The sequence below is a fragment of the Streptomyces sp. Go-475 genome, assembly GCF_003330845.1.
Taxonomy (GTDB): Bacteria; Actinomycetota; Actinomycetes; order Streptomycetales; family Streptomycetaceae; genus Streptomyces.
Window position 1 is genome coordinate 3945746 of sequence record NZ_CP026121.1, and the last position, 26107, is coordinate 3971852.

Sequence of the window (26107 nt, forward strand, 5' to 3'; positions counted from 1 at the left end):
GGACTCACCCGACGGGTGAACCCCGTCAGGCTAGCCCGCCCGGCCGACGACCCACTCCCCGATCCGGGTCAGCAGCTCGTCGCTCGCCGCGTGCTCGGCGTGCCCCATGCCGGGCTCCAGCCACAGTTCGCCCTGGTCACCGGCGGCCGCGGCCAGCATGCGGGGATGGTCGACGGGAAAGTAGCCGTCGGCGTCGCCGTGCACGATCAGCAGCGGGGTCGGGGCGATCCGCGGCACGGCCTGCACCGGGGACAGCGGCACCGGGTCCCAGTCCCGGTGGTGGATGCGCGTACGGAAGCCGTAGCGCCCCACCACGCGCCCCGCGGGCCGCGTCACCAGCCAGTGCAGCCGCCGCATGGGCGCGGTGCCCCGGTAGTACCACCGGGCCGGCGCGCTCACCGACACCACCGCGTCGGTCTGCCGCGGGTGCAGCGCCGCGTGCCGCAGCACCACCGAGCCGCCCATGGAGAACCCGACCGTGCCCACGCGCGCGTGCCCCAGCTCCCGCGCCCAGCGCACCGCCGCCGCCAGGTCGAGCACCTCCCGGTCCCCGACCGTGGAGCGCCCGCCGGACGCCCCGTGCCCCCGGAAGGAGAACGTGACGACGGCCCCGTGCCGGGCGAAGGCCTGGGCCACCCGGCGCACGTGCGGCCGGTCGACGGCCCCGGTGAAGCCGTGCGCGACGACGAACACCGGGTGACCGGAAGGCGTCCGGGAGCCGTCGTGCACGGCGGCACCCGGGTCGTATACGGCGTCGATCGACACACCGTCCGAGGTGCGCAGAAACCGCCGCGTGAACCTCCGCACAGACGCTCCACGGGTCGTCTCGGAGTGCGGACGATCGGTGGAACGTGCCACATGACCTGCCGGACCAGAGCTCATGTGGGCTATTCTGCTGGGCAGAGGACTCGGGCAGCGTAGCCCCCGGGTCCTTTTGTGCTTTCGGAAGCGTTGTATACGACGCGGGAAACCGCAGGTGTACGGGCCTTCGGGATCGCAGAGCAGTGCTGTGCCAACAAACGTCCTCGCAGGGACCGAGGAGGAACCAGACGTATGAGTTCTCTGCTGCTCCTGACCAACGCCCTCCAGCCGTCGACGGAGGTGCTCCCCGCCCTCGGCCTGCTCCTGCACAACGTGCGGGTGGCCCCCGCGGAAGGCCCCGCGCTCGTCGACACCCCCGGTGCCGACGTCATCCTCGTCGACGGCCGGCGCGACCTGCCCCAGGTGCGCAGCCTGTGCCAGCTGCTGCGCTCCACCGGGCCGGGCTGCCCGCTGATCCTGGTCGTCACGGAGGGCGGTCTCGCCGCCGTCACCGCGGACTGGGGCATCGACGACGTCCTGCTCGACACCGCCGGCCCCGCGGAGGTCGAGGCGCGTCTGCGCCTGGCCATGGGCCGGCAGCAGATCGTCAGCGACGACTCCCCGATGGAGATCCGCAACGGCGACCTGTCGGTCGACGAGGCGACGTACTCCGCCAAGCTCAAGGGCCGCGTCCTCGACCTCACCTTCAAGGAGTTCGAGCTCCTGAAGTACCTCGCGCAGCACCCCGGCCGCGTCTTCACGCGCGCCCAGCTGCTCCAGGAGGTCTGGGGCTACGACTACTTCGGCGGCACGCGCACGGTCGACGTGCACGTACGGCGGCTGCGCGCCAAGCTCGGCCCCGAGCACGAGTCGCTCATCGGCACCGTCCGGAACGTCGGTTATCGATTTGTTACGCCGGAGAAGCCGGAGAAGATGGAGCGCGCCGCCGAGGAGGCGAAGGCCAAGGCCACCAAGGCAAAGCCGGACAACAAGGGCGAGTCGGCCGAGCTGGACGCCGCCGAGGTCCGCGCCGAGGCGTGACAGGCGTATCCCGGCGCCGACCTGGGCATCGCTCTTCACGCGGAGCGCACCGGACGGCAGTCGGGATATCGTACGGATCCTCCTTTACGCCCTGCCCAGAGCCGGTATATCCGCGTAGACTCCGCGCGTGGCCAAGGTGACTCGGGATGATGTGGCGCGGCTGGCAGGGACTTCCACTGCCGTGGTCAGTTATGTCATCAACAACGGACCCCGGCCGGTCGCCCCGGCCACGCGCGAGCGCGTCCTCGCCGCGATCAAGGAACTGGGGTACCGGCCCGACCGGGTGGCCCAGGCGATGGCCTCCCGGCGCACGGACCTCATAGGCCTGATCATCCCGGACGCCCGCCAGCCCTTCTTCGGGGAGATGGCGCACGCGGTCGAGCAGGCGGCCTCCGAGCGCGGAAAGATGGTCCTCGTCGGCAACACGGACTACGTGGGCGAGCGCGAGGTCCACTACCTGCGGGCCTTCCTGGGCATGCGCGTCTCCGGCCTCATCCTGGTCAGTCACGCGCTCAACGACCTGGCCGCCGCCGAGATCGAGGCCTGGGACGCCCGGGTCGTGCTGATGCACGAACGCCCCGAGGCCATGGACGACGTCGCCGTCGTCACGGACGACCTCGGGGGCGCCCAGCTCGCCGTACAGCACCTGCTGGAGCACGGCTACCCGTACGTGGCCTGCATGGGCGGCATAGCGGAGACCCCGGCGGTCGGCGACCCGGTCTCCGACCACGTCGAGGGCTGGCGCCGCGCGATGGACGAGGCCGGGATCTCCACGGAGGGCCGGCTCTTCGAGGCCCTCTACAACCGCTACGACGCCTACCAGGCCGCCCTGAAGATCCTCTCCGGGCCCGACCGGCCGCCGGCCATCTTCTGCTCCACCGACGACCAGGCGATCGGCCTGCTGCGGGCGGCGCGCGAGCTGCGCATCGACGTCCCCGGCGAGCTGGCGGTGGCCGGCTTCGACGACATCAAGGAGGCGGCGCTGGCCGACCCGCCCCTGACGACGGTCGCCTCGGACCGCTCGGCGATGGCCCGGGCCGCGGTGGACCTCGTCCTGGACGACGGGCTGCGCGTCGCGGGAGCCCGTCGGGAGCGGCTGAAGGTGTTCCCCTCGCGGCTGGTGGTCCGCCAGTCCTGCGGCTGCGCGTAGCCCTCAGAAGCCGCGGGGGCGTCTTTATATCGGGCATACGAGGTTCTGTCGGGCTTCTCAGCAAGCACTCAGGAAGCTCTCATGGTCGGGCGACAAGCTCGTTGTCATGACCGAGAGCTTCCACCGCAGTGGCGAGTACCAGAACCCTTACGAGGGTCAGCAGCAGGCCCCGGTGAACCCCGAGTGGCCGCCCCCGCCGGCGTACGCCCCGGCGCATGCTCCGCATCAGAAGAAGCGCAACCGCGGCCCCGTCGCCCTGATCGCCGCCGTGGCGATCGTCGCGGCGGCGATCGGCGGCGGCACCGCCTACGGCATCCAGGAGCTGACCGGCAACGACACCGTCGCCTCCAGCTCGACCAGCACCAACGTGGTGCCGTCCAGCCAGAAGGGCACGGTCGCCGGGGTCGCGAAGGCGGTCAGCCCCAGCATCGTCGAGATCAACGCCGACTCCAACGCCGGGTCCTCCACCGGCTCCGGCGTGATCATCACGAGCGGCGGCGAGGTCATCACCAACAACCACGTCATATCCGGCGCCTCGCGGATCAAGGTGACGACCAGCGACGGCAAGTCCTACTCCGCGAAGGTCGTCGGCACCGACAGCAAGAAGGACCTGGCGCTGATCAAGCTGGAGAACGCCTCCGGACTGAAGGCGGCCACGCTCGGCGACTCCTCCGGCCTCCAGGTCGGCGACCAGGTCGTGGCGATCGGCTCCCCCGAGGGGCTGTCCGGCACCGTGACCAGCGGCATCATCTCGGCGCTCGACCGTGACGTCACCGTCCCGACCGAACAGGACCAGGGGCAGCAGCAGTTCCAGCAGGGCGACGGCTGGCCGTTCGAGTTCGGCGGACGGCAGTTCAACGGCGACACCGGCAACGACACGACGACGTACAAGGCGCTCCAGACCGACGCGTCCCTCAACCCGGGCAACTCCGGCGGCGCGCTGATCGACATGAACGGCAACATCATCGGGATCAACTCCGCGATGTACTCGCCGGCGGGCAGCGCCTCCTCGTCCTCCGAGGCGGGCAGCGTCGGCCTGGGCTTCGCCATCCCGATCAACACCGTGAAGGCCGACCTCGCCAAGCTGCGGGCCGGATCGACCGACTGAGCCCCACCGGGCCGAGTCCCCCGCACCGAGGAGTACGGCGATGATCGAACAGGTCGCGCACACGGAGTCCGGCACCGACCCGGCGCAGGTCGCGCCGGCCCTGGCGGTGGCGTACGCACTGCACGCCCCGGCGCCTCGGGCGCCGGAGGTGGCACCGGCCGCGGCCCGGACCGCACGCGGCGCCGCCGCGCCGGCCGGCGAGCGGACGGGCGGGCGGCGTAGGGCCGCGCGGCGCCGCAGCGTACGGGGCTGACACTCCTCCCGGCCCCGCCCGCGCTCGTGCGAGGCTGAGAGCGTCAGACCGTCCCTCCCCCTTCACACCCGAGGAACCCGACCCATGAGCCCCGCAGACGGCGACCGTGACCCGCAGCGCATCCTGATCGTCGACGACGAGCCGGCGGTACGCGAAGCACTCCAGCGCAGCCTCGCCTTCGAGGGGTACGGCACGGAGGTCGCCGTGGACGGCGCGGACGCCCTGGAGAAGGCCGCGGCCTACCGCCCCGACCTGCTCGTGCTCGACATCCAGATGCCCCGCATGGACGGCCTGACGGCAGCCCGCCGCATCCGCGCCACCGGCGACACGACCCCGATCCTGATGCTCACCGCCCGCGACACCGTGGGCGACCGCGTCACCGGCCTCGACGCGGGCGCCGACGACTACCTGGTCAAGCCCTTCGAACTCGACGAGCTGTTCGCCCGCATCCGCGCCCTGCTGCGCCGCAGCTCCTACGCGGCGGCCGTGGGCGCGGGCAGCCCCGGCGACGACGACGCCCTCACCTTCGCCGACCTGCGCATGGACCTCACCACGCGCGAGGTCACCCGGGGCGGCCGCCAGGTGGAGCTGACCCGCACGGAGTTCACGCTCCTGGAGATGTTCATGGCCCACCCGCGCCAGGTCCTCACACGGGAGCAGATCCTCAAGGCGGTCTGGGGCTTCGACTTCGAACCGTCGTCGAACTCCCTGGACGTGTACGTCATGTACCTGCGCCGCAAGACCGAGGCGGGCGGGGAGCCGCGCCTCGTCCACACCGTGCGCGGCGTCGGCTACGTGCTGCGGCAGGGCGGCGCCGAGTGAACAGGCTCGTGCGCCGCTTCCGCTCGCTGCCGATCCGGTCGCGTCTGGCGCTGCTGGTGGCGGCGGCGGTGGCGTTCGCCGTGGCGGCGGTGTCGGTGACCTGCTGGTTCATCGTGCAGGGGAAGCTGTACGACGAGATCGACAACGACCTGAGGTCGTCGGTCGGGTCGGTGCGCACGGACGAGTTCCAGGGCCTCGCGGCCGGTTGCCGGCAGACACCGTCCGACGCGGTGGGCGTGGGGTCACGGCCCAAGAGTTACGGGCAGCTCGTCCGCGACGACGGCAAGGTGTGCCTCTTCCCCAGTTCCACGGCCCAGGTGCAGGTCAGCGGCGTCGACAAGAGCGTGGCCAAGGACCCCGACCCGAGCCAGGTGCACTTCCGCGACGGCACCGACACCCACGGCAACAAGCTGCGCGTGCTGACCACGGCGCTGGTCATCAAGGACGGGCCCGTGACGCAGGGGGTGGCCGCCGACTACTCCCTCGTCATCGCCCTGCCGCTGAAGGGCACCCAGTCCACGCTCAACGAGCTGGCCCTGATCCTGCTGCTCGTGTCGGGCGTGGGGGTGCTGGGCGCGGGAGCCGCCGGACTGGCCGTCGCCCGGGCCGGGCTGCGTCCCGTCGACAAACTGACGGAGGCGGTCGAGCACGTGGCCCGCACGGAGGACCTGGACGTGCGCATCCCCGTGGAGGAGGACAGCGAGGACGAGATCGCCCGCCTCTCCCACTCCTTCAACTCCATGACCTCGGCCCTGGCCAGCTCCCGCGACCTCCAGCAGCAGCTCATCGCGGACGCCGGGCACGAACTGCGCACCCCGCTCACCTCGCTGCGCACCAACATCGAACTCCTCTCCCGCAGCGAGGAGACGGGCCGCCCCCTGCCCGAGGCCGACCGCAAGGCGCTGCTCGCGTCGGTGAAGGCGCAGATGACGGAACTGGCCGCGCTCATCGGCGACCTCCAGGAACTCTCCCGCCCGGACACGAGCCAGCACGCGGGCCGGACCCAGATCGTCGCCTGGCACGACACGGTCGAGTCGGCGCTGCGACGGGCCCGGCTGCGCGGCCCGGAACTGACGATCACGGCGGACGTCGAGCCCTGGTTCGTCCGCGCGGAGCCCGCCGCGCTGGAGCGGGCGGTGGTGAACATCCTGGACAACGCGGTGAAGTTCAGCCCCGAGGGCGGCACGATCGAGGTACGCCTCACCGACGGCACCCTCACGGTCCGCGACCACGGCCCGGGCATCCCCGCCGACGAACTCCCCCACGTCTTCGACCGCTTCTGGCGCTCCCCCAGCGCACGGGCCCTGCCGGGCTCCGGCCTGGGCCTGTCGATCGTGGCGCGGACGGTGCAGCAGTCGGGCGGCGAGGTCTCGCTGTCCCCGGCGGAGGAGGGCGGCACGGTGGCGACGGTACGCCTGCCCGGTGCGCCTACGCCCCCGCCGGAGGACCCTCCCCCCTCGCCCTGATCCGGAGAACGGCCGGGGCCGCGCTCCCTCTTCGGAGCTGTCAATTTCCTGTCATACCCGCCAGTAGCGCAAACTCCCGCTCCTGCTCTGACATCTTCGTCACCGTCACAGAACCGCAAGCAGGAGTGAGCCCCCCACATGCGTCTCACACGCACGTCAACTCTCAAGAAATGCGGCGCAGTTGCCGCTGCCACCGTCCTCGCCATAACCGGCCTGCTGGCCGGCGCGGGGACCGCGACCGCCGGGCCCGCCGGCGCGACCGACATCCGGGGCGTCGACCCCGGGGACACCGACCGGATGATCGAGCGGCTCTGCGGCCAGGAGACCAGCCTGACCGGTGTCTACGGCGCCCTGAACGTCGACACCGGTGAGTTCAAGACCCGCGACGAGTACCTGCGGGACGTCTTCGGGCTGTGGAAGCCCGCCGGGCCGTGGGAGCTGTTCCGCGGCTGGTGCGGATACGCCGAGGCGTCCACCTGGTCGATCAAGGGCGACACCGTCCGCACGTCCCGGTGGATCGGCAACAGGGGGTCCGCCGACGACAAGGAGACCTTCGTCAGCACCTACAGCACCAAGACGTTCGCCAAGAAGAGCGTCGGCGGCAGCATCAGCCTCTCCCTCGCCAAGAGCATCTTCAGCGGAACCGTGGGCGGCAGCGCCGGGTACGAGTGGGGCTGGGAGAAGGAGTCCCGGTTCGAGAACCGCAGTGAGAAGACCATTCCGCCGTGCCGGCAGGTCGCCGTGACCTGGACGCCGTACCAGCGCGTGGTGCGCGTGAACCCGGTGTTCCACGTCGAGGACTACGAGTGGAACAAGGGCGACGGCGACCGGACCGTGCACAGCTGGCGCGACCGGGGATACCGGACGATCTACTCGCACGGGTACTACATCGACGGCATCTCCGACAAGCTCCTCTCCAACGGCCAGCCCGACGGCCGTGAGGACAAGATCGAGCAGAAGCTCGACCCCAAGTCCTGCACCTCGTAAGGCGCTCGAACAGGGCGGCAACCTTTTCGTGCGGGGCGGCGACCCCATCGCGGATCACCCCCCGCACGGAATGGAGTCGCCGCATGAGTGAGCCGCGCAGCACCCCCAGGCACCGCAGAAGCCGCACAGCCCTGGCGGTCGGGGTCCCCCTGGCCCTGACCGCCGCCGGCACCCTCGCCTACGGCACCGACCTCGGTGTCCTCGGCCTCACCGCGCAGCAGGCCTCCGCCGCCGCCCCCTCCTGGGCCGCCGACACCGCCGACGGGTTCGCCTCCGTCAACTCCCTCGGGCAGAACGGGACGTACGGCGGGCGCGGCGGTCAGGTCGTCACCGTGAAGACGCAGGCCGAGCTGGAGAAGTACGCCACCGCGGCCCAGCCGTACGTGATCGTCGTCGCCGGGGCCATCCACCTGAACCCGGTCGGCAAAGAGATCAAGGTGCAGTCCGACAAGACCATCGTCGGGGCCGGGACCTCCGGGCACATCGTCGGCGGCGGGTTCTTCCTCGGCCAGGGCGTCCACAACGTGATCATCCGGAACCTGACCATCCGGGACGCGTACCAGGGCGTCTGGAACGACAAGGACCACGACTTCGACGCCGTCCAGATGGACGGCGCCCATCACGTGTGGATCGACCACAACGATCTGCGGCACATGGCCGACGGGCTCATCGACGTCCGCAAGGACAGCACGAACGTCACCGTCTCCTGGAACAAGCTGAGCGACAACAACAAGACCTTCGGCATCGGCTGGACCCAGAACGTCAAGACGGACATCACGATCCACCACAACTGGATCCGCGAGACCGAGCAGCGCAACCCGTCCACCGACAACGCCGCCCACGCGCACCTCTACAACAACTGGCTGGAGGACGCCCCGGGCACCGCCATCAAGTCGGCGTACGGGAACTACTCGCGCGGCGGCACGAAGATGGTCCTGGAGAACTCCCTCTTCCAGGGCGTCAACAACCCGGTCATCAAGGACAGCGGCGCCGCCGTGGTCCAGCGCGGCAACTCCTTCTCCGGGACCAGCGGGCGCAACGAGAGCGGCGGGACCGCCTTCGACCCGAAGACGTACTACCCCTACAGCCTCGACAAGGCCGCCGACCTGCCGTCGATCCTCAAGGCCGGTGCCGGTCCCCGCGCCTCCATCGGCAAGACCGCCGCCTCCCCCAAGGCCGCCGCCGCGACCACCCTCACCGTCGCCAAGGACGGCAGCGGGCAGTACACGACGGTCCAGGCCGCCGTGAACGCCGTGCCCGCCAACAACCCCTCCCGTGTCGTCATCGCCGTGAAGCCGGGGACGTACCGGGAACTGGTGAAGGTGCCCTCCAACAAGCCGCACGTCACCATCCAGGGCACCGGCGGCAGCCGCAAGGACACGACGATCGTCTACAACAACGCGTCCGGCACGCCGAAGCCCGGCGGCGGGACGTACGGCACGAGCGGCAGCGCCACGGTCGCCGTCGAGGCCGACGACTTCCAGGCGCGGAACCTGACCATCTCCAACGACTTCGACGAGAAGGCCAACCAGCACCTCAAGGACCACCAGGCCGTGGCGCTGCGGACCGCCGCCGACAAGGTGTTCCTGGACGGGATCATCGTCAGCGGCGACCAGGACACGCTGCTCCTCGACACCGCGGCCAAGGACCGGCTGGGCCGGGTCTACGTCAGCAACTCCTACATCGTCGGCAACGTCGACTTCATCTTCGGGCGGGCCACGGCCGTCGTCGACAGGTCCGTCATCACGCTGAAGAAGCGCTGGAACGGCGACTCGGCCGGTTACGTCACCGCGCCGAGCACGGCCGCCAACCGCAAGGGCATCCTGATCGCCAACTCCACGGTGAACGGGGACGTCTCGGCCGGCAGCTTCCACCTCGGCCGGCCCTGGCACGCGGGCGGGGACGCCTCCCTCGACCCGCAGACCACCGTCCGCAACACGAACCTGAGCAACGCGATCAAGTCGGCCCCGTGGACCGACATGAGCGGGTTCTCGTGGAAGGACGACCGGTTCGCCGAGTACAAGAACAGCGGTGCGGGCGCCGGTCCGGCGAGTTCGAACCGGCCGCACCTGAGTGACGCGCAGGCCGCGAACCAGGAGGTCGCGGACTGGCTCGCGGGCTGGACGCCCGCGGCGTCCTGACGGCTCCCTTCCGGGTCCGGCTGACGAGCGGCGCCGGACCCGGAAGGGCCACCATCGGCTCCCCTGGGGGGGCGCCTACTGCTTCCAGGCGTAGTGCAGCCGGTCCAGGCCGCTCTGGTTGTTCACCGTCAGGCTGAGGTTCGTGCCCGTGCCCTGGAGCGTGGTGAGGGAGTAGGTGTCGCCGTTGCGCAGGCCGGGCCAGTAGACCGAGCCCAGGCCCAGTTCGCGGATGGTGTCGGTCGCGGCCTGGATGTAGGCGATCTCGTTGGAGCCGTTGACCGGGCCGTTGTAGTCCAGGCCGGTGGTCATGGAGGCGCCGAACTCGTCGAGGATCGTGCGCGAGGCGCAGTCGCCGATGCGGGCCTTGAAGTCCTGCTTCCACTGGTCGACGCTGGTCCAGTCGGTGTGCCAGAAGCCGTAGTTGTGCAGGGCCAGGCGGGTGCCCTTCAGGCGCGGGTCGGCGCAGACCGGCTTGACGTCCTCGCTGTACTTGTAGCCGCCGATCAGGATCCGGTCGCGCGGCACGTTGCCGTGGGTGGCCACCCACTTCGCGGCGATGTCGGTCCACTCCTGCGCGGTGTAGCCGAACGGCTCGTTCATCGGCTCGAAGTACACCTTGGAGTTGCGGGCGTAGGCGGAGGTGATCCGCGCCCACATCTGGTCCCAGGAAGCCTGGTTGTCGATCTTGCCGTCCTTGGCGTTGTCGGCCTCCCAGTAGCCCAGGATGACCTTGAAGCCCTTGGCGGTGGCGGCGTCGATCGCGCCCCGGTACGCCTTCCAGAACGGGCCGTTCACCGAGGCCGGGTTGACCGGGAGGCGGACGGTGTTGGCGCCGAGCTCGGAGAACCCGCCGATGATCGCCTTGGACTTGGCGTAGGTGGTGGCGTAGCTGTCGGAGGTGGACAGGCCCGAGGGCACGACCGCGTCGTGGGCGTAGTTGTCGCGCGGGTCGGCCCAGTTGACGCCCTTGAAGTCGCTGACGGGCGGCGGGGCGGTGGGGGAGGCGGCTGCGGGGGAGGCGAGGACCCCGCCGAATGCCGTGGCGCAGGCGAGCAGCGCCCCCAGGCCGGCTGTCCCCCGATGAGTCTTTCGTGACACGACGTCCCCTTCTGAGCAGTTGCGTTCGCGAGACCTCGCGTGGAGAGCGGCGGCTCGTTGGCCCCCGCAAACTAGAAGAGGACTCGAACAGAGGTCAACACATCTGCTCACCAAATTTCATCAAGAACGCAGGCTGGGGACCCGCCGGGCTACGAGCCCACGTTCAGCCCCGATCCCGACACCCGCACCCGGATGCCGTCCTCCTCCACCCTGACGTCGTCCAGCCGTACGTTCCCCTGCTCGGGCTTCGGCAGTTCGAACGCCAGCGACAGCCGGTCGGCCAGGACCGGGCGGGTCAGGCCGGACAGGGAGTCGAGGAGGGCGGGGTCGAGGCCGAGGCGGCGGAGCGCCTCGGGGTTGTCCAGGGCCAGGTCGATGAGGTTGAGGCGTTCGGCCTGGCGGGCGAAGCGCGGGGAGCCGGTCAGCTCGGCGAGCTTGCCGTCGTCGGCGAGGGCCTCGCGGACCGTCGTCTCGGGCACGCCCATGCGCTGCACGATCGCCGGGACCGACAGCAGCGCCTTGGCCTTGCGGGTCTCCCGGGCCAGGTCGGCGGACCCCTTGGGCGTCAGGTGCAGGCCCTCGGAGGCGCGGGTGCCGGGGCGGTAGGTGGCCAGGTCCCCGATGTCCAGGCGCATGCCGCCGATCTCCGTCGCGATGCCCCGCTCGCCCTGCCGCTGGATCCGGGCCTCGGCCCGCAGCCGCAGGTCGTGCCCGGCGACCGGCAGGGTGCCGCGGGCCCGGACCCGGTCGCGGCCCTCGCCGGTGAACGTCACCTGGGAGGCGCCCAGTTCGCGGTTGAGGTCGGCGAAGGACAGCACGACGTCCCCCTCGAACCGGGGGACGTGGGCGCCGCGCACGGAGGTGAGCCCGTCGGCGTCCAGCCGGATGTCATGGGCGGTGGCCGACACCTCGGCGAGGGAGACCCGGTCGGCGGCGACGTCCGGGACGGTCACCTTCACCGCGTCCAGCCGCTTGTCGGCGAGCTGGGTGAGGAAGGGGAAGCCGCCGATCTCCACCTCGGGCGCGGCCGCGAGGTCGAGGCGGTCCTTGAGGGTGTCGGCGGCCCGGTGCTCGGCGTAGAGCACGGCCCAGCGGTCGCCGAGCGCGGTGAACGCGGCGAGCACGGCCAGGCCCACCACCGCCTTCACCGCGAACGGCAGCCCGGCGAAACGATTCTTCCTACGACGGCCGCCCCGGCGGTGCACCGGCGGGGCCCAGGCGTCCTCGGAGCCGTCCTCGGAGCCCTGGGACTCCCAGGACTCTTTGCGGAACTCCTCCAGAGGGGTCTCCTCCAGAGGCCCGTCGTCGAGAGCGGCGAGTTCCTCGTAAGGGTTCGGACGCGGATGCGCATCGGTGTGGTGGGGGGTACGCATCGATCCATCCGACCATGCGCACCGCCCCCACCCGCAACCTGAACTCCAGGTATGCGATTTACTTCACGATCGTGATCCGGTCCGCCTTCGGCGGTGCGATCGGGCTGCCGGCCGAGGAGTTGGCCCTCAGGTACTGCTCCAGCGCGGCGAGGTCGTCGCTGCCGACGACGTCGTTCGTGCCCTGGCCGAGCGTCGGGAATCCGTCGCCGCCGCCCGCGAGGAAGCTGTTCGTCGCGACGCGGTAGGTGGCCGCCGGGTCGATGGCCGCGCCGTTCAGCCTGATGCTGTCCGTGACCACCCGGTCGGCACCGGACTTGGTGAGGTCCAGCGTGTAGGTCAGGCCGGCGGAGACCTGGAGCACCTTCGGCGAGGCCGCGTTCGGGCCGGACACCTGCTCCTTGAGCACCTGGATCAGCTGGGCGCCCGTGAAGTTCTGCAGGTTTACGGTGTTGGCGAACGGCTGGACCGTGAAGCCCTCGGCGTAGGTCACCACACCGTCGCCCTCACCGGCCTTGGCCGCGTACGTCAGCGGGGCCCGGATGCCGCCGGGGTTCATCAGCGCCAGGTCGGTCTCCGGGTCCAGCTGCTTGCCGTGGGCGAGCTGGGCGTCGGCGATGAGGTCGCCGAGCGGGGACTCGGTGCCGGTGTTGCCGATGTCGCCGGAGATGTAGCCGATCGGCTTGTTGCCGATGGGCGCGGCGAGGGTGTTCCACTTGCTGATCAGCTCGGTCATGTCGGGCGCCTTGGGGACGTCCCGGGTGACCACGCGGTTCGCCGACTTCACGGCCGTACGGGCGATGTCGCCGGTCAGACGGTCGTACGTCAGCGTCGTGTCCGTGTAGAGACGGCCGAAGGACGCGGCCGAGGTGACCATGCGGGGCTTGCCCGCCGGGTCGTTGACGGTGCACACGTACGGGGCGTGGGTGTGCCCCGTCACCAGCGCGTCCACCTGCGGCGTGATGTTCTTGGCGATGTCCACGATCGGGCCGGATATGCCGTCGCCCGCGCCCGGGGAGTCGCAGTCGTAGTTGTACGACGTCGACGCCGGGAAGCCGCCCTCGTGGATGAGGGCGACGATCGACTTCACGCCCTTGCGCTGCAACTCCTTGGCGTACTTGTTGATCGTCTCGACCTCGTCCTTGAAGACCAGGCCCTTGACGCCCTCGGCGGAGACGATGTCCGGGGTGCCCTCCAGGGTCACGCCGATGAAGCCGACCTTGACGTCCTTCTTCTTCCACACCCAGTAGGGCTTGAGGATCGGCTTCTTCGTCTTCTCGTCGAGGACGTTGGCGGCCAGGTAGGGGAAGTCGGCGCCCGCGAACTCCTCGTCCGTGTAGCAGCCGTCCTTCGGGTGGCAGCCGCCGTTCTGCAGGCGGGCCAGCTCCTTGGCGCCCTCGTCGAACTCGTGGTTGCCGACGGAGGTGACGTCCAGGTCGAGCTTGTTCAGCGCCTCGATGGTCGGCTCGTCGTGGAAGAGCCCGGAGATCAGCGGGGAGGCGCCGACCATGTCGCCGCCGGCGGCGGTGATGGAGTACTTCTCGCCCTGGCGGGCCTGCCGCAGGTGCGTGGCGAGGTACTCGACGCCGCCCGCGTCGATGGTCCTCGTCGTGCCGTCGTGCTGGTGCTCGGTGACCCGCCCGGACGAACCCGCCGGCGGCTCCAGGTTGCCGTGCAGGTCGTTGAAGGACAGCAGCTGCACGTCCTGGTAGCGGCCGGGCCAGTGGCCGCCCTCGCGGTGGTCCTCGCCGGCGGTCGCCGCCCCCGGCAGCGCCGCGGCGGACAGCGCGCCGACGGTGACGACACCGGCGGCAAGAGCGACAAATCGGTACGTACGACGTCTCCGGCGCTCCGGATGCGCCGCGGAACTGGCTGGCATACGCCCCCCTGTGGGTCTGCTGGGACAGTGATGTCGTCCGGCGCAGCCTAGAGTCAACGCGCGTAGCGCGACAGGTCTTTCGTGGTTACATCCTGGTTGCTTCTTTACCGCCGATTTGCCGGTGGGGCCCCGTACCCTCATACGCATGACCAGCGACGACACCGTACGGCCCGGCCGCCCCCGCTCGATCGAGACCCTTGCCGCGCTCTCCCCGGAGCAGACCGAGGCCGTGCTCGGACTGCTCGCCGAGGCGGCCCGGACCGACGGGCAGCAGGCGGTGTCCGAACAGGGCCGGTTGCAGTTGCGCGGCGGGGAGCGGGAGGGCGTGTCCCATCTGCTGCTGACCGTCGACGGCGAACTTGTCGGTTATGCCCAGTTGGAGGACACGGACGAGGTGGAGCCGCCGGCCGCCGAACTGGTCGTCCACCCCGGACACCGCGGGCACGGACACGGCCGGGCGCTCGGCTCGGCCCTGCTGGCGGCCTCCGGCAAGCGGCTTCGCGTGTGGGCGCACGGCGGCCACTCCGCCGCCCGGCACCTCGCCCAGGTCCTCGGCCTCACGCTCTTCCGCGAACTGCGCCAGATGCGCCGCCCGTTGACCGGCTTCGACGCACCCGAGCCGGCGCTGCCGCCGGACGTCACGGTCCGCACGTTCGTCCCCGGCCAGGACGACACGGCCTGGCTCGCGGTCAACGCCGCCGCCTTCGCCCACCACCCCGAGCAGGGCTCCCTCACCCAACGCGACCTCGACGACCGCAAGGCCGAGCCGTGGTTCGACCCGGCGGGCTTCTTCCTCGCCTTCCGCGGCGACGAACTCGTCGGCTTCCACTGGACGAAGGTCCACGCCGAGGAGGGCCTCGGCGAGGTGTACGTCCTCGGGGTCGCCCCGGGCGCGCAGGGCGGCGGCCTCGGCAAGTCCCTCACCACGATCGGCCTGCGGCACCTCGCGGGGCAGGGCCTGCCGACCGCGATGCTGTACGTCGACGCCGACAACAAGGCGGCGGTGTCGGTGTACGAGCGGCTGGGGTTCGTGACGCACGAGGTGGATCTGATGTACCGGACGGAGACGTGACGGGCCCTGCGGCGCATGCTCCGCGCCTGCGTCCGGCCACTGATCTGCGCCTGCGTCCGGCCGCCGAGTCCGATCTCGCCGCCCTCGTCCGCCTCCGCGACGACGCGGCCCGCTGGATGCTGACCCGCGGCATCACCGGGCAGTGGCGGCCCGGGGAGCTGGACGAGGACCACTTCCGCCGGGTCATGGCACACGGCGAGGTCTGGCTGGCGGAGACCGGCGGGCGCGTGGCCGGCGCCTGGGAGCTGTGGTGGGAGGACGAGTCCGTCTGGGGCCCGCAGCCGCCGGTCGCCGGTTACGTGCACCGGCTCATGGTGGACCGGAGCACCGCCGCGCCCGGCACGGGGCGGCTGCTGCTGACCGCGGCGGAACGCCGGGTGTCCGAGGCGGGCCGGAGCCGTGTACGCCTGGACTGCCTGGCGGGCAACGCGCCGCTCAACGCCTACTACCGGGACGCCGGTTACCGCGTGGTGGGCCACAAGGAGGGCAAGCCGCAGCCGGGCGGGGTACCCAAGTCCTTCACGCTGCTGGAGAAGGACCTCGGGCAGGCGGGGTGCGCCCGGGACCAGGCCGGTCCCGGCCGTCCGGACACGAACGGGGAAGGGGGCGGAGATCCGGGCACAGGTCGCTGTGACGCAGCTACAGTGTGACCATGGCAGACAACACGACCATTCAGGTGTCCCGGCAGGCCCGTGACCATCTCGCGCAGGTGGCCAAGGAGCGCGGCGTGACCCTGGGGCAGCTTGTGGAGCAGTTGGCGGCGGAGCAGCTCACGGCCGCCCAGATCGCCGAGCGCGTGGCCGCGACGAGGAAGGTGCTGCGTGAGCGGATGGGCTGCACGCTGACGGACGAGGAGTTCGACGAGGGGCCGGACGTGCTGGCCAACATCTACGCGATGGCCGCGGAGAAGATGCACAACCTGCGAGGCATGGCCGCGTGATCGTTCTCGACACGAGCGCGGTCGTCGCGCTCACCCAGGGGCACCGCGCCCTGCACCACCTCGCCGACAACGTCGCCCGCACGCCGGGGGACTGGCTGCACATCCCGGCTCTGTGCCTGATCTACGCCGAGTCCGTGGAGAAGGGCGTCGCCGGTGATGTTCTCGCCCTGCCGGGCGTCATGGTCGACCCTCTCAACCAGACCGGGGCCGCGACGGTCGGCGCGATGATCAGGGACGGCTGGGGCGACCCTGACATCTGCCACGCCCTGTACATCGCCACACCGCACCTGGAGACCGGTGGCATGTCGATCATCCTGACCGGGCGGGAGGACGAGTACCCGCCCGGCATCCTCACCGTGGACATCGACTCCCCCCGGATGCTCGGCTTCCACTGACCTGTCACCCGTCGCCCTCGGGGATACGCCCGCCCCGGCTGACCACGATGCGCAGCACGTCCGCGAGCGACTCCACCGCCCTGACCAACGCGAAACGCACGGCGCGTTCACCCGCCTCGCGGTCGTCGAGCACGGCCTTGCAGCCGGCGAGCACCTGCTCGGCGGAGGCCAGCTGAGCGGCCTCGACGTCGTCGGCGAGCCGGGAGAGCAGGCTGTGCGGGTTGTCGGTGCTGAGGTAACACGGCTTGCCGTCGGCGCCGGTCCAGGGAAGCAGCCTCATGCGGGGGCCTCTCGGGCGGGGAACAGGGTGTGACGAGCGGTGATTACCGTTCGTGCCCCGATCGTCACTGATCGCGCGTACGCTGCGGAAGAGGTTCGGGGTTGTCTGACGCGCAGGCAACGGGGAGGGGTGACGTGGGCGGCAAGGTTGACGCGGAGCCGGTTTCCGGGCGGGCGATGCTGGGGCAGACGCTGAAGGTTCTGCGGGAGAAGGCCGGTAAGTCACTGGGGCAGTTGGCCGACGAGACCGGCTACGAGAAGAGCTATCTGAGCCGACTGGAGTCCGGGGAGCGGCTGTCCAAGGTGACGGTCATGGAGGACCTGGACGGGTACTACGGCACGGGTGACCTGCTGGTCAGCCATTGGAAGGCGGCTCGGCTGGATGCGTTCAAGGATCAGTACAAGGCATACATGCAACTGGAGGCGTCGGCACGAGTCATCCGGGTGTTCTCGCCGGGTATTCCCGGGCTTCTGCAAACCGAGGACTTCGCTCGGGACGTGTTGTCTGGGGCTCAGACAACGGCCGACGGTGGCGAGGCCGTCGAGGAGCAAGTGGCGGCGCGGCTGGGACGGCAGTATCTGCTGAGGCAGAAACCGGAGCCTGAGGTGCGGGTCATCATGGACGAGTTCGCACTCCGGCGCCCCGCAGTCCGGGGCAAGACCTGGCACGATCAACTGCTCCACCTTGAGACTGCCGCGCAGTGGCCCAATGTGACGCTCCAAGTACTGCCGTTCTCGGCGGGCGCGCACCACCATATGAATGGGTCACTGACCCTGCTCTGGCAGCGGGAAGGAAGCGCCGTTGCCTACAAGGAAGGCAACGGGTGCAGCCGGTTGATCGAAGATCCGGACGAATTTCTGCGACAACGACTGTCCTACGATCGGCTCCGCGACCTGGCGCTGTCCCCGTCGGACTCGCTTGCGTTCATCAGGGACGTACTGAAGGAGCACAGATCATGACGAGCACCGTCGATCTCAGCACCGCTGTGTGGCGCAAGTCGAGTTACAGCGAAGGGGGAGCCAACGACTGCGTGGAGGTCGCCGACAACTGCCCCGGCACAGTCCCGGTCCGCGACAGCAAGCAGCCCCAGGGCCCGATACTCGTGTTCGGCGCGACCTCGTGGACATCGTTCCTGGCGGACGTCAGGAGTCGATGACACCGGCGTAGCCTGGCGTACGTGTACGTGGAGCGGGCGTCACGACTGGCCGGGGCGGTGGTGTGGACCAACACCCCGGACCGGTCCGGGGCGGGGCGGGTCCTGCCCGACGGCTGTATGGACCTGCTGTGGCACGACGGGCGGCTGCTGGTCGCCGGGCCCGACACCCACGCCCACCTCACGGACGGCGGGACCGGCGCCTGGGCCGGGGTCCGCTTCTACCCGGGCACGGCCCCGGCGCTCCTGGGCGTACCGGCGCACGAGCTGCGCGACCGCCGTGCCGAACTCTCGGACCTGTGGCCGGCCTCGGAGGTACGGCGCCTGGCCGGCCGCGTGAACGCGGCGCCCGACCCGGCGAGGGGTCTCGAAGAGCTGGCCCTGCGGCTTGCGGCCGGTGCCGGGCCCCCGGACCCGCTGCTGCGGCAGGTCGTCACCGCCCTCGGCGCGGGCCGCACGGTCGCCGCGACCGCCGACGAACTGGGCCTCGGCGCCCGCCAGTTGCACCGCCGATCGCTGGCCGCGTTCGGCTACGGCCCCAAGACCCTGGCCCGCATCCTGCGGCTGCGCCGCGCCCTCGCGCTGGCCCGGGACGGCGTGCCCTTCGCCGACACGGCCGCCCGGGCCGGCTACGCCGACCAGGCCCACCTCGCCCGTGACGTACGGGAGTTGGCGGGCCTGCCGCTGGGGGAGCTAATCGGCCGCGGCGGCTAGCGGGGCGAACAGGTCCACGCCGTTGCCGTCCGGGTCGAGCACCACCGCGTACCGCTGGCCCCAGAAGGCGTCCCAGGGCTTGAGCTCGCCGCGGCAACCGGAGCCGACCAGCTCCTCGTACAGCGCGTCCACCTCGGCCGGCCCGTCGCACCGCAGGGCCAGCGAGGCCCGGCCCCCGCCGCGGGGCGGTTCCCACGCGGCGTGGAAGGACCGGACGGTCTCCTCGGTGTCGAGCATCAGCCGCAGCCCGCCGGGCAGTCCGGCCTCGGCGTGCGGCTGGTGCTCGGCGCCCTCCGGGAAGGCGAACCCGAGCCGGCGGTAGAAGGCGACAGAGGCGGCCATGTCCGAGACGACCAGGCCGATGGCATCGAATCGTGCGGTCATGGGCCCACCGTAGGCAGCCCGCGGCGGCCGGTCTTGAAGGAAACGGACACCGGCCGCGGGCGTCCGATCCGTTCAAGACCGCCCCTCGGCCGCCCTCGTAACGTCGCCGCCATGACGACCACGACACGGACATCCCGGCACCTGAGCATCTCCGTCGACCGCCCGGCCCGGGAGGTCTACGACTACGTCTCGGACCCCGGCAACATTCCCGGCTGGGCTCCCGGACTGGCCCGCTCCGTCGAGCGGCTGGACGGGCGGTGGGTGGGGGAGTCACCGATGGGCAGGGTCGTGATCGTGTTCACGCCCAGGAACGACTTCGGCGTGCTCGACCACGACGTCACGCTGCCCTCGGGCGAGACCGTGCACAATCCGATGCGGGTGCTCGCCGACGGCTCCGGCTGCGAGGTGGTCTTCACGCTGCGCCGGCAGCCGTGGATGAGCGACGAGGAGTTCCGCCGCGACGCGGAGGCGGTCTCCGCCGACCTCGCCGAGCTCAAGCGGGTGATGGAGCAGGGCTGACCCTCGGCCGAAGGTCACTGGCCCGCGCCGGCTGTCCACGGTGAAGGACGCGCCGACCGGGCCCTCGGTGAGGGGCCAGTTCGGTGCCTCGATACTCCTGTTCGGCGCGGCCTCGTGGACGTCGTACCTGGCGGGCGTCAGAAGGACTCAGTGTTGACGGCGCCGTAGCGCAGGACGTCGTCGCCCTGCGGAAGCAGGTATCCGATGCCCCGCGTCTGCGGCAGCTTTCCCCTCAGCGTCGACGCGTTGGTGCACCCAGAGACCTCGAAGCCGATGACGCCGAGGCTGAAGGGAGCGCTCTTGAAGGTCTCGGCCCCGATGGTGGCCAGCCAGTCGTCCAGCACACTGGACCTGAAGAACGGCCGGCCGTCCCAGTGCGCGACCCCCGCGTGGTCCAGCGCTCCCAGGGGGACGTAGAAGTCCAGCCAGTCGCCGCTGTCGTCACCGCCGCGGATCGCCACGCAACCGCATACGACCAGGTGGCCGGTCGGCAGACGGACCTGACCGCGAAGGTGGCCGTACTCGGTCAGAGAGCCGACCGTGCACGGCACGCGATCCTGTTCCTCGGGTTCACGATCTCTCCGCCCGAAGCACCCCCCCCCACCTCGACGGCCAACTCGTAGTAACCACCGGACCAGTTGCTCTGGTCCCGGAAGGCAGCAGGGCTCGTCATGGCGTGGTCATGCCGCAGAGTCCCCGGTGGGCTAGGCTGCGGCCATGCATACCGGGACGGCATCGCGCCACACACGGATTGGTGACCCGGTGCTCTCCTGAGCGCCGTACGGGCTCCGCCTCCGTCGTGTTGATCACAGGCTTCGGCACATCAATCACGACAGGAGAGCTCATGCCCACCAAGACCCTGACGCTGCTGATTCCCACCGCGGACGGCCAGGCCGACGCCTTCGCCGCCTTCCCCGGCCACGGCGGCCAGCACCCAGGCGTGCTGCTGTACGCGGACGGCTTCGGCATCCGGCCCGTGCTGCGGGAGATGGCCCGCGAGCTGGCCGGGCACGGGTACTACGTGCTGGTCCCCAACCTCTTCTACCGGCACGGCCCGGCACCCGTGATCGACCTCCCCGCGCACATCGGCGAAGACGTCCGGCCCGCGCTCATGGCCCGGCTGATGCCGCTGATCGAGGCGCACACCGCCGAACGCGTCCTGCGTGACGCCGATGCCTACCTCAGGTTTCTCACCGACCGGCCCGAGGTCGCCGCCGGACCGGTCGCGGTGACCGGGTACTGCATAGGCGGCCTCCTGGCGGTGCGCACCGCCGCGGCCCACCCCGGCCGGGTGGCCGCCGTCGCCGCGTTTCATGCTCCCGTGGGCGCGGCCGGGCCCGGCACCCTCGCCGAGATCACCGCCCAGGTCCACTTCGGCCACGCCGCGAGCGACCTGACGCCCGAGGCGCTGGGCGAGCTCAACCGGGCCCTGGACGCCGCGCAGGTCGACTACACCTCCGAGATCTACCCCGGCACCGTCCACGGGTTCACCATGCCCGACACCGACGCCTTCGACCCCGCCGGACTCCAGCGCCACTGGGACCGCCTGCTCCCCCTCCTCGACGCCACACTGGGCAACAGCTGAGGCTCCGGCGGCCCGGCACGTCCCGGCGTCAGGCCGAGGCGGGAGGGGTCTCCGCCCACCACGGACGCCAGGTCTCCCCCTCGGGCGGTCGCGGGCGGGTCGCCGTCAGGTGGTCGCGGAGGGCGGTCAGGCCCGGGTGTGGGTTGTCCGGCCGCCAGAGCAGGGAGTGCGGGTAGACCGGCGTCGGGTCCCGGAGCGGGACGAGACGCAGGTCGTGGCCGACCGGCCAGACGTGCGGGGTCCGTTCGCTGAGGAAGGTCGCCACGGTCGGGGAGCCGGCGATCGTGTCGAGGAGCGCTTCGAGGCCGAAGTTGGGGCCGATGGTGTCGATGACCGGCCCGAACTCGGCGGCGAGTGCCTCGTAGTAGGCGTGCCACTCGGTGCCGGGCACGTTGCCCGGCATCCAGACGCGGTGCCCGGCCAGCTGGGCCGGGGTCACGGACTCCGCCCGGGCGAACTCGTGGCCGGGGCCGACGCACAGGTGCATCGGCTCGTCGAGGACGGGCACGGCGGCGATGCCGTCGGGGAGCCGCTGTCCGGGCATGGTGACGGCCCGGAACGTGGCGTCGACGGCCCCGTCCCGGACCGCCGCCACGGCCGTATCCGCGTCGAACAACGTGACGACGTCCAGCGCGATCTCGGGACGCGCCCGGTGGAAGGCCTGCACCAGTCCCCCGGTGGCGACCCGGCGCCCCACGACGTCCACCCGCAGCGCCCGGTCCCCGGGCCGCACGGCGGCGACCGCCCGCTCCTCCGCCTGGAGCAGGACCCGCGCGTGCGGCAGGAGCGCCTGCCCGTCGATGGTCAGCTCCGCCCCGCGCGGCGTACGGACGAGCAGCCGCACCCCGAGGTCCTTCTCCAGCGCGGCGATTCGCTTCGACACGGCCTGCTGGGTGAGGGCGAGGTCCACAGCGGCCTTCTGGAACTGCCCGGCGTCGGCCACGGCGACGAAGGTGCGTACGGCTTTGAGGTCCACGGCGACAACCTAGCCGCATCCCGTCAAGCCCCGGCCCGCCATGATCCCCGCCTCCACCGCCGCACCGGCTCCCCCGCACACACCCCGCCCACCAGCACCGCCCCGGCCAGCACCACCGCCCACCGGTCGTGTGCCGCCGCCCAGCGGTCGTCCTCCACCGGGACGAACAGGGCCCAGCGCTCGGGCCAGAACAGCACGGCCAGGACCGCCGAGGTCAGCAGGCCCGCCGCCACCGGCGGGCCGGGCCGGGTGGCGTCGCTGAAGCGCACCGCCGCCGCCGCGCCGGCCACCGCCAGGACGAAGGCGGCCCCGGCCTCCAGCGTGAGGTCGGCGACCGGGGGCCGTACGTCCGGCGGCACCAGCAGCAGGGCCGCCGTCCACCAGGCCGCCACGGCCGGGAGGACCAGGGCCACGCGCAGGGCCACGCGCACCGGGCGCGGGGTCGGCACGGTGGCCGTGGTGTGCCGGGCCGGGTCGTCCAGGAGGAACACCAGGCCCATCGCGAAGGCCAGCACCGCGGCCCGCAGCAGGGGCAGGGACAGCTTCTCGCCCGTCTCGCCCCACGTCCGGGTGAGCGCGGCCAGCAGCAGCCCCGCTCCCCCGGCCGCGCCGACCAGGCGCCACGGCAGGGCCCGGCAGACGGGCAGGACCAGCTGCCGGGTCAGTCCAGGCACTTGTCGTCCCCCTCGGGTGCCGGCACGCCGAGCAGCTGCGCGGCCCGGGCCGCCGTCACCTTCGGCGAGGTCAGCTCGGCCCAGCGGTCCTTCACCCGGGCGGTGACCTCGCCCCGGGGCCGCTCGAACAGCGCGCGCAGCACCTCCGTCTGGGCCGCGGTCATGTACAGCCCGTCCGTCGGCTGGAGCACGAAGTCCGAGCCGGTGACGGTGTCGTTGAGGCGGACGCGGCGCAGCGCGGCCATCGGGTCGGACTCCCAGCCCAGGGCCAGCCACATGACGGTGACGACGCGGCCGTCGCAGATCGACGTCGACGCCTTCTCGGTGCCCGCGACCAGCACTCCGGCCACGGCGGCCGAGAACTCGGGGACGCGGTTGCCGCCCCACTGGGTGCCCACGGTCACCTCGTGCGGACGCTCCAGCGGCATCGGCGTAGCGTCGCCGGAGAGGCCGTAGCGGGCGTCGATCCGCTGCCGTACGACGACGTCCTGCCGGTGCGCGGGGCCACCGGCCAGGGACCGCACCCGGTCCACGACCCCGGCCCAGTCCGCGACCCGCGGCTCCCACTCGGGGAACGCGCAGTACGTCGATCCGTCCCGCCGGGCGCAGGACTGCACCTGCTCGGGGCTCAGCGTGGCCCGTTCACGGGCCCTGACCAGCTCGGGGGAGTCGCCGCGCGCCTGGGCCACCCCGCCCACCAGTGTCATGGCGACCGCCCCGGCGACCCCGGCGACGACCGCCGGCCGGCGTCCGCCCGCCGCCAGCAGCGCCAGCAGGCCCAGGCTCAGGGCCAGTCCGGCCAGGTACAGGGCGTGCCAGCCGGCGGGCCGGCCCAGCAGGTCGGACGGCAGGGTGTTGGTGGACGGCTCGCCGACCACCGGCACGAGCCACCTTCCCCAGCCCTCGCCCGACCCCGTACCGAAGACGGACAGGAACAGGCAGAACACGACCAGCAGCGGAGCGACGAGAGCCGACCGCACCAGCCCGGCGGCCAGCAGGCCGGCCAGCCCGAACAGCAGCACGCTCAGCGGCCCCACGAGGAGTTCGCCCACCGAGCCGTGCCCGATCGCGCCGGGCCGCAGCGCCTCCCAGCCGAACTGCGCGGCCACGCACACGGCGGTGAGCAGGGCCGCGGCCAGCACCGACAGCGCATGGGCGGCCGTGCGCCGCCACGGCGGGAGGACCAGCACCCCGAAGTGCTGTTCCGTGCCGTGCCGCCGCGAGCGCAACGCGGCGAGGTTGGCGCTCAGCAGGACCGCCAGCCCGACCAGCATCGGCGCGGTCTGGGTGGCGCGGTCGGCGTCCTGGAGGGCCGGGTAGCCGCCCCAGGCCTTCCCGGAGCGCCACACGGTCCAGCCGAGGTACACGGCGAAGGCGAGGAGCACGGGCACCCTCGTCAGCAGCCGGCGCGTCTCGAACAGGGCCAGGGCCCACACGGCCGCCCCGGCCCCGCCGCGCTCGTCGCGGGCGGCCGGCGGGGCCGCTGCCTGTACGACGGCGGTCATGCGGCCACCTCCGCTCCGGCACCGTCGAGGGTGAGCAGGTAGCCGTCCTCCAGGGTCGGTTCGAGCAGTTCGGCCCCCGCCGGGGGATCGCCCACGTTGCGGAAGGTCCCGGTGCCGGTGCGCCACCCCGCCTTCGCTCCCGGATCGCGTTCCGTGCTGCTCCAGACCCGCCCCTCGGCCCGGGCGGTCAGCTCGGCCGGGGTGCCCTCGAAGCGGACCCGGCCGCCGGCCATGACCAGGACCCGGTGGCAGAGCATCGCCACGTCCTCCGTCTGGTGGGTGGACAGCAGCACCGTGCGTCCCTCCCCGGCCCCGGCGATCAACTCCCGGAACCGCATCCGCTGTTCGGGGTCGAGGCCGACGGTCGGCTCGTCCAGTACGAGGAACCCGGGGTCGCCGACCAGGGCGGCCCCCAGCGCGACCCGCTGCCGCATGCCCCCGGACAGCTTGCGGATCCGCTTGCCGCGCACGTCCGCGAGGCCGACCTCGTCGAGCACCCGCCGCACCTCCCGGTGCCGGGCGCGCCGGTCGGTCAGCTCCTTCAGGATCGCCACGTAGTCGACGAACTCGAAGGCGGTGAAGTCCGGATGGAACCCCGGCGTCTGCGGCAGGTAGCCCAGCCGGCGCCGTACCTCCTGGCGTCCCCGGGCGGTGGCCGGGTCGTGCCCGAGCACGGTGAAGGTGCCCCGGTCGGCGGGCAGGGCCGTGGCGAGCACCCGCAGCAGTGTGGTCTTGCCCGCGCCGTTGGGGCCGAGCAGACCGGTGACACCACCGGTCAGCCGCAGCGATACGTCGTCGAGGGCGCGGGTTCCGCCGTAGCGGAGACTGAGCCCGGTGGCGGACACGGTGGCGGTCATACGGCACGTCCCTGGAAGAGGTCGAATCGGTCACGGAGCAGGAAGAGCAGCCAGGCGGCGAGCGCGGCGACCCCCGCCGCCACGCCCTGCCCGGCCGCGGTGAACGGCGCGAGCGGCGCATCGGCCCCCGCGCGCAGCGCCTCGGCCGCCAGCAGCAGCCCGACCCACGCCCCGCCCACCAGGGACGGCGCGAGCACCGGCCCCAGCCGGGGCGTCAGCGCGAGCCCGGTCGCGGTGAGCGCCAGGGCGGGCAGCAGCCAGGCCAGCGCGCGCAGCCCGTACGCGGGCAGCGCCAGCGTCGCCAGCCCGTTCAGCCCGAGCACGACGGCCAGCACGGCCACCGTCCGGATCATCAGCAGCCGGAACCCGTGCAGCGGCGCGACGACGGTCATCTCGTACGTCGGATCGAGCGCGGGACCGTACGACAGGGCCACGCCCGCCAGCGGCAGCAGCGGCGCGAGGGCCAGGAAGAGGGTGGGGAACGACCCGCCCCGCACGGCGTGCCCGGCGGTCACGCTCAGCAGCAGCACGGCGACCACGGCCCCGAGCCAGGACCGGCGCAGCACCGGCGCCGCCGCCAGCAGCCGCGCGGTGTGCCCGGCCACCCCGACCCGCACGAGCAGCGACTCCAGCAGCCCCGCCCGGGGCGCGTCCAGCTCGGCGTCGAGCCGTTCCCAGCCGGTGTCGAGGGCGACCGGGTCACCGACCTCGGCCAGGACCCGGCGACAGCGGTCGCAGGAGGTCAGATGCGCGTCGGCGGACCAGAGCGCGGGCGCCGCCAGCTCGCCCCGCGCGTAGGCGAGCAGATCGTCCTCGGGTACGTGCCAGCTCATGAGGCCACCTCCGACGGCCGCAGCCATGCCCATCCATGCCGGCTGACGAAGCCGCCCCCTGGCCGGCGGATGACTTCCCGTCCATGCCGGGCCATGAGACCGCC

Annotated in this window: 29 protein-coding genes; 17 read left to right on the top strand and 12 right to left on the bottom strand. The window is 71.9% G+C overall.

From position 1 onward, the window contains the following. Positions 1 to 30: 30 nt before the first annotated feature. Positions 31 to 882 (bottom strand): alpha/beta fold hydrolase, encoded by an 852-nt coding sequence (locus C1703_RS18165; protein ID WP_198678209.1) that lies wholly within the window; start codon positions 880 to 882, stop codon positions 31 to 33. A gap of 171 nt (positions 883 to 1053) precedes the next feature. Between C1703_RS18165 and C1703_RS18170 the strand changes: the two genes are divergently transcribed. The 8 genes from C1703_RS18170 (at position 1054) to C1703_RS18205 (ending at position 9769) form a co-directional block, all read left to right on the top strand. After that, positions 1054 to 1842 (top strand): response regulator transcription factor, encoded by a 789-nt coding sequence (locus C1703_RS18170; protein WP_114253865.1) that lies wholly within the window; start codon positions 1054 to 1056, stop codon positions 1840 to 1842. A 127-nt stretch (positions 1843 to 1969) separates the two neighbouring features. Further along, on the top strand, positions 1970 to 2992 hold the full coding sequence (locus C1703_RS18175) for a LacI family DNA-binding transcriptional regulator (protein WP_114253866.1): 1023 nt from the start codon (positions 1970 to 1972) through the stop codon (positions 2990 to 2992). A gap of 106 nt (positions 2993 to 3098) precedes the next feature. After that, a complete protein-coding gene (locus C1703_RS18180; protein ID WP_114253867.1) occupies positions 3099 to 4100 on the top strand; it encodes a trypsin-like peptidase domain-containing protein in 1002 nt (333 codons plus the stop codon). A gap of 40 nt (positions 4101 to 4140) precedes the next feature. Further along, positions 4141 to 4353 carry a hypothetical protein gene (locus C1703_RS18185; protein ID WP_114253868.1) on the top strand — a complete coding sequence of 71 codons (213 nt, stop codon included), beginning with the start codon at positions 4141 to 4143 and terminating at the stop codon, positions 4351 to 4353. 84 nt (positions 4354 to 4437) lie between these two features. Next, the gene (locus tag C1703_RS18190; protein WP_114253869.1) at positions 4438 to 5175 is read left to right on the top strand and encodes a response regulator transcription factor; all 738 of its coding nucleotides are present in this window, start codon (positions 4438 to 4440) and stop codon (positions 5173 to 5175) included. Continuing rightward, on the top strand, positions 5172 to 6641 hold the full coding sequence (locus tag C1703_RS18195) for a HAMP domain-containing sensor histidine kinase (protein ID WP_114253870.1): 1470 nt from the start codon (positions 5172 to 5174) through the stop codon (positions 6639 to 6641). Before C1703_RS18190 ends, C1703_RS18195 begins: the two co-directional genes overlap by 4 nt. Before the next feature lie 138 nt (positions 6642 to 6779). Beyond that, positions 6780 to 7628 carry a hypothetical protein gene (locus tag C1703_RS18200; RefSeq protein ID WP_114253871.1) on the top strand — a complete coding sequence of 283 codons (849 nt, stop codon included), beginning with the start codon at positions 6780 to 6782 and terminating at the stop codon, positions 7626 to 7628. An 83-nt stretch (positions 7629 to 7711) separates the two neighbouring features. Next, entirely contained in the window at positions 7712 to 9769 is a 2058-nt protein-coding gene (locus tag C1703_RS18205) for a pectinesterase family protein (protein WP_114253872.1), read from the top strand. Between the two features lie 75 nt (positions 9770 to 9844). Here the strand turns inward: C1703_RS18205 and C1703_RS18210 are convergent, their stop codons facing one another. The 3 genes from C1703_RS18210 to C1703_RS18220 all read right to left on the bottom strand — a co-directional run bounded on the left by C1703_RS18210 (position 9845) and on the right by C1703_RS18220 (position 14116). Next, the gene (locus tag C1703_RS18210; protein WP_114253873.1) at positions 9845 to 10867 is read right to left on the bottom strand and encodes a cellulase family glycosylhydrolase; all 1023 of its coding nucleotides are present in this window, start codon (positions 10865 to 10867) and stop codon (positions 9845 to 9847) included. A 149-nt stretch (positions 10868 to 11016) separates the two neighbouring features. Next, positions 11017 to 12240 (bottom strand): DUF2993 domain-containing protein, encoded by a 1224-nt coding sequence (locus tag C1703_RS18215; protein WP_114253874.1) that lies wholly within the window; start codon positions 12238 to 12240, stop codon positions 11017 to 11019. Between the two features lie 58 nt (positions 12241 to 12298). Next, a complete protein-coding gene (locus tag C1703_RS18220) occupies positions 12299 to 14116 on the bottom strand; it encodes a bifunctional metallophosphatase/5'-nucleotidase (protein ID WP_114253875.1) in 1818 nt (605 codons plus the stop codon). Positions 14117 to 14261: 145 nt separating this feature from the next. Between C1703_RS18220 and mshD the strand changes: the two genes are divergently transcribed. The 4 genes from mshD to C1703_RS18240 are packed head-to-tail and all read left to right on the top strand — an operon-like array spanning position 14262 to position 16523. After that, the gene (gene mshD / locus C1703_RS18225) at positions 14262 to 15188 is read left to right on the top strand and encodes a mycothiol synthase (protein ID WP_114253876.1); all 927 of its coding nucleotides are present in this window, start codon (positions 14262 to 14264) and stop codon (positions 15186 to 15188) included. 26 nt (positions 15189 to 15214) lie between these two features. Further along, positions 15215 to 15838, top strand: a complete 624-nt coding sequence (locus C1703_RS18230) for a GNAT family N-acetyltransferase (RefSeq protein WP_114257484.1) — start codon at positions 15215 to 15217, stop codon at positions 15836 to 15838. Positions 15839 to 15840: 2 nt separating this feature from the next. Next, positions 15841 to 16128, top strand: coding sequence for a hypothetical protein (locus C1703_RS18235; RefSeq protein WP_114257485.1), 288 nt, complete (start codon positions 15841 to 15843; stop codon positions 16126 to 16128). Further along, positions 16125 to 16523, top strand: a complete 399-nt coding sequence (locus C1703_RS18240; RefSeq protein WP_114253877.1) for a hypothetical protein — start codon at positions 16125 to 16127, stop codon at positions 16521 to 16523. The genes C1703_RS18235 and C1703_RS18240 overlap by 4 nt, the downstream gene beginning before the upstream one ends. 4 nt (positions 16524 to 16527) lie before the next feature. Here the strand turns inward: C1703_RS18240 and C1703_RS18245 are convergent, their stop codons facing one another. Continuing rightward, positions 16528 to 16803, bottom strand: coding sequence for a hypothetical protein (locus C1703_RS18245; protein WP_114253878.1), 276 nt, complete (start codon positions 16801 to 16803; stop codon positions 16528 to 16530). A 134-nt stretch (positions 16804 to 16937) separates the two neighbouring features. Here C1703_RS18245 and C1703_RS18250 point away from each other — a divergent pair, with 134 nt between their 5' ends. From C1703_RS18250 to C1703_RS18260, 3 genes are read left to right on the top strand one after another with little or no spacing between them, the layout of a single operon-like run. Next, complete coding sequence (locus tag C1703_RS18250) at positions 16938 to 17762, top strand: helix-turn-helix transcriptional regulator (RefSeq protein WP_232840524.1); 825 nt, start codon at positions 16938 to 16940, stop codon at positions 17760 to 17762. Next, the gene (locus tag C1703_RS18255) at positions 17759 to 17959 is read left to right on the top strand and encodes a DUF397 domain-containing protein (RefSeq protein WP_114253879.1); all 201 of its coding nucleotides are present in this window, start codon (positions 17759 to 17761) and stop codon (positions 17957 to 17959) included. Before C1703_RS18250 ends, C1703_RS18255 begins: the two co-directional genes overlap by 4 nt. A gap of 21 nt (positions 17960 to 17980) precedes the next feature. Continuing rightward, a complete protein-coding gene (locus tag C1703_RS18260) occupies positions 17981 to 18670 on the top strand; it encodes a helix-turn-helix domain-containing protein (RefSeq protein WP_114253880.1) in 690 nt (229 codons plus the stop codon). Here the strand turns inward: C1703_RS18260 and C1703_RS18265 are convergent. Then, entirely contained in the window at positions 18650 to 19054 is a 405-nt protein-coding gene (locus tag C1703_RS18265; protein ID WP_114253881.1) for a VOC family protein, read from the bottom strand. The genes C1703_RS18260 and C1703_RS18265 overlap by 21 nt on opposite strands. Before the next feature lie 111 nt (positions 19055 to 19165). On the opposite strand from C1703_RS18265, the gene C1703_RS18270 reads away from it, so the two are divergent. Continuing rightward, positions 19166 to 19573, top strand: a complete 408-nt coding sequence (locus C1703_RS18270; RefSeq protein ID WP_114253882.1) for an SRPBCC family protein — start codon at positions 19166 to 19168, stop codon at positions 19571 to 19573. A 137-nt stretch (positions 19574 to 19710) separates the two neighbouring features. On the opposite strand, the gene C1703_RS18280 is transcribed toward C1703_RS18270, so the two are convergent. Further along, complete coding sequence (locus C1703_RS18280) at positions 19711 to 20124, bottom strand: hypothetical protein (protein ID WP_232840525.1); 414 nt, start codon at positions 20122 to 20124, stop codon at positions 19711 to 19713. Between the two features lie 293 nt (positions 20125 to 20417). Here C1703_RS18280 and C1703_RS18285 point away from each other — a divergent pair, with 293 nt between their 5' ends. Then, the gene (locus C1703_RS18285) at positions 20418 to 21158 is read left to right on the top strand and encodes a dienelactone hydrolase family protein (RefSeq protein ID WP_114253883.1); all 741 of its coding nucleotides are present in this window, start codon (positions 20418 to 20420) and stop codon (positions 21156 to 21158) included. A 28-nt stretch (positions 21159 to 21186) separates the two neighbouring features. On the opposite strand, the gene C1703_RS18290 is transcribed toward C1703_RS18285, so the two are convergent. From C1703_RS18290 to C1703_RS18310, 5 genes are read right to left on the bottom strand one after another with little or no spacing between them, the layout of a single operon-like run. Continuing rightward, positions 21187 to 22134, bottom strand: coding sequence for a LysR family transcriptional regulator (locus C1703_RS18290; RefSeq protein WP_114253884.1), 948 nt, complete (start codon positions 22132 to 22134; stop codon positions 21187 to 21189). A 23-nt stretch (positions 22135 to 22157) separates the two neighbouring features. Next, complete coding sequence (locus C1703_RS18295; protein ID WP_232840526.1) at positions 22158 to 22808, bottom strand: ABC transporter; 651 nt, start codon at positions 22806 to 22808, stop codon at positions 22158 to 22160. After that, positions 22796 to 24313, bottom strand: coding sequence for an ABC transporter permease (locus C1703_RS18300; protein WP_114253885.1), 1518 nt, complete (start codon positions 24311 to 24313; stop codon positions 22796 to 22798). The genes C1703_RS18295 and C1703_RS18300 overlap by 13 nt, the downstream gene beginning before the upstream one ends. Continuing rightward, positions 24310 to 25170 carry an ABC transporter ATP-binding protein gene (locus C1703_RS18305; protein WP_114253886.1) on the bottom strand — a complete coding sequence of 287 codons (861 nt, stop codon included), beginning with the start codon at positions 25168 to 25170 and terminating at the stop codon, positions 24310 to 24312. The genes C1703_RS18300 and C1703_RS18305 overlap by 4 nt, the downstream gene beginning before the upstream one ends. Beyond that, entirely contained in the window at positions 25167 to 26003 is an 837-nt protein-coding gene (locus tag C1703_RS18310; RefSeq protein WP_114253887.1) for a zf-HC2 domain-containing protein, read from the bottom strand. Before C1703_RS18310 ends, C1703_RS18305 begins: the two co-directional genes overlap by 4 nt. Positions 26004 to 26107: the final 104 nt, after the last annotated feature.

Bases quoted from the DNA above. Each gene is read 5' to 3' on its own strand.
- C1703_RS18190 (WP_114253869.1), top strand. From the start codon at position 4,438: ATGAGCCCCGCAGACGGCGACCGTGACCCGCAGCGCATCCTGATCGTC.
- C1703_RS18220 (WP_114253875.1), bottom strand. From the start codon at position 14,116: ATGCCAGCCAGTTCCGCGGCGCATCCGGAGCGCCGGAGACGTCGTACG.
- C1703_RS18305 (WP_114253886.1), bottom strand. From the start codon at position 25,170: ATGACCGCCACCGTGTCCGCCACCGGGCTCAGTCTCCGCTACGGCGGA.
- C1703_RS18215 (WP_114253874.1), bottom strand. From the start codon at position 12,240: ATGCGTACCCCCCACCACACCGATGCGCATCCGCGTCCGAACCCTTAC.
- C1703_RS18310 (WP_114253887.1), bottom strand. From the start codon at position 26,003: ATGAGCTGGCACGTACCCGAGGACGATCTGCTCGCCTACGCGCGGGGC.
- C1703_RS18235 (WP_114257485.1), top strand. From the start codon at position 15,841: ATGGCAGACAACACGACCATTCAGGTGTCCCGGCAGGCCCGTGACCAT.
- C1703_RS18180 (WP_114253867.1), top strand. From the start codon at position 3,099: ATGACCGAGAGCTTCCACCGCAGTGGCGAGTACCAGAACCCTTACGAG.
- C1703_RS18285 (WP_114253883.1), top strand. From the start codon at position 20,418: ATGCCCACCAAGACCCTGACGCTGCTGATTCCCACCGCGGACGGCCAG.
- C1703_RS18185 (WP_114253868.1), top strand. From the start codon at position 4,141: ATGATCGAACAGGTCGCGCACACGGAGTCCGGCACCGACCCGGCGCAG.
- C1703_RS18165 (WP_198678209.1), bottom strand. From the start codon at position 882: ATGAGCTCTGGTCCGGCAGGTCATGTGGCACGTTCCACCGATCGTCCG.
- C1703_RS18205 (WP_114253872.1), top strand. From the start codon at position 7,712: ATGAGTGAGCCGCGCAGCACCCCCAGGCACCGCAGAAGCCGCACAGCC.
- C1703_RS18200 (WP_114253871.1), top strand. From the start codon at position 6,780: ATGCGTCTCACACGCACGTCAACTCTCAAGAAATGCGGCGCAGTTGCC.
- C1703_RS18300 (WP_114253885.1), bottom strand. From the start codon at position 24,313: ATGACCGCCGTCGTACAGGCAGCGGCCCCGCCGGCCGCCCGCGACGAG.
- C1703_RS18255 (WP_114253879.1), top strand. From the start codon at position 17,759: ATGACGAGCACCGTCGATCTCAGCACCGCTGTGTGGCGCAAGTCGAGT.
- C1703_RS18245 (WP_114253878.1), bottom strand. From the start codon at position 16,803: ATGAGGCTGCTTCCCTGGACCGGCGCCGACGGCAAGCCGTGTTACCTC.
- C1703_RS18270 (WP_114253882.1), top strand. From the start codon at position 19,166: ATGACGACCACGACACGGACATCCCGGCACCTGAGCATCTCCGTCGAC.
- C1703_RS18170 (WP_114253865.1), top strand. From the start codon at position 1,054: ATGAGTTCTCTGCTGCTCCTGACCAACGCCCTCCAGCCGTCGACGGAG.
- mshD (WP_114253876.1), top strand. From the start codon at position 14,262: ATGACCAGCGACGACACCGTACGGCCCGGCCGCCCCCGCTCGATCGAG.
- C1703_RS18265 (WP_114253881.1), bottom strand. From the start codon at position 19,054: ATGACCGCACGATTCGATGCCATCGGCCTGGTCGTCTCGGACATGGCC.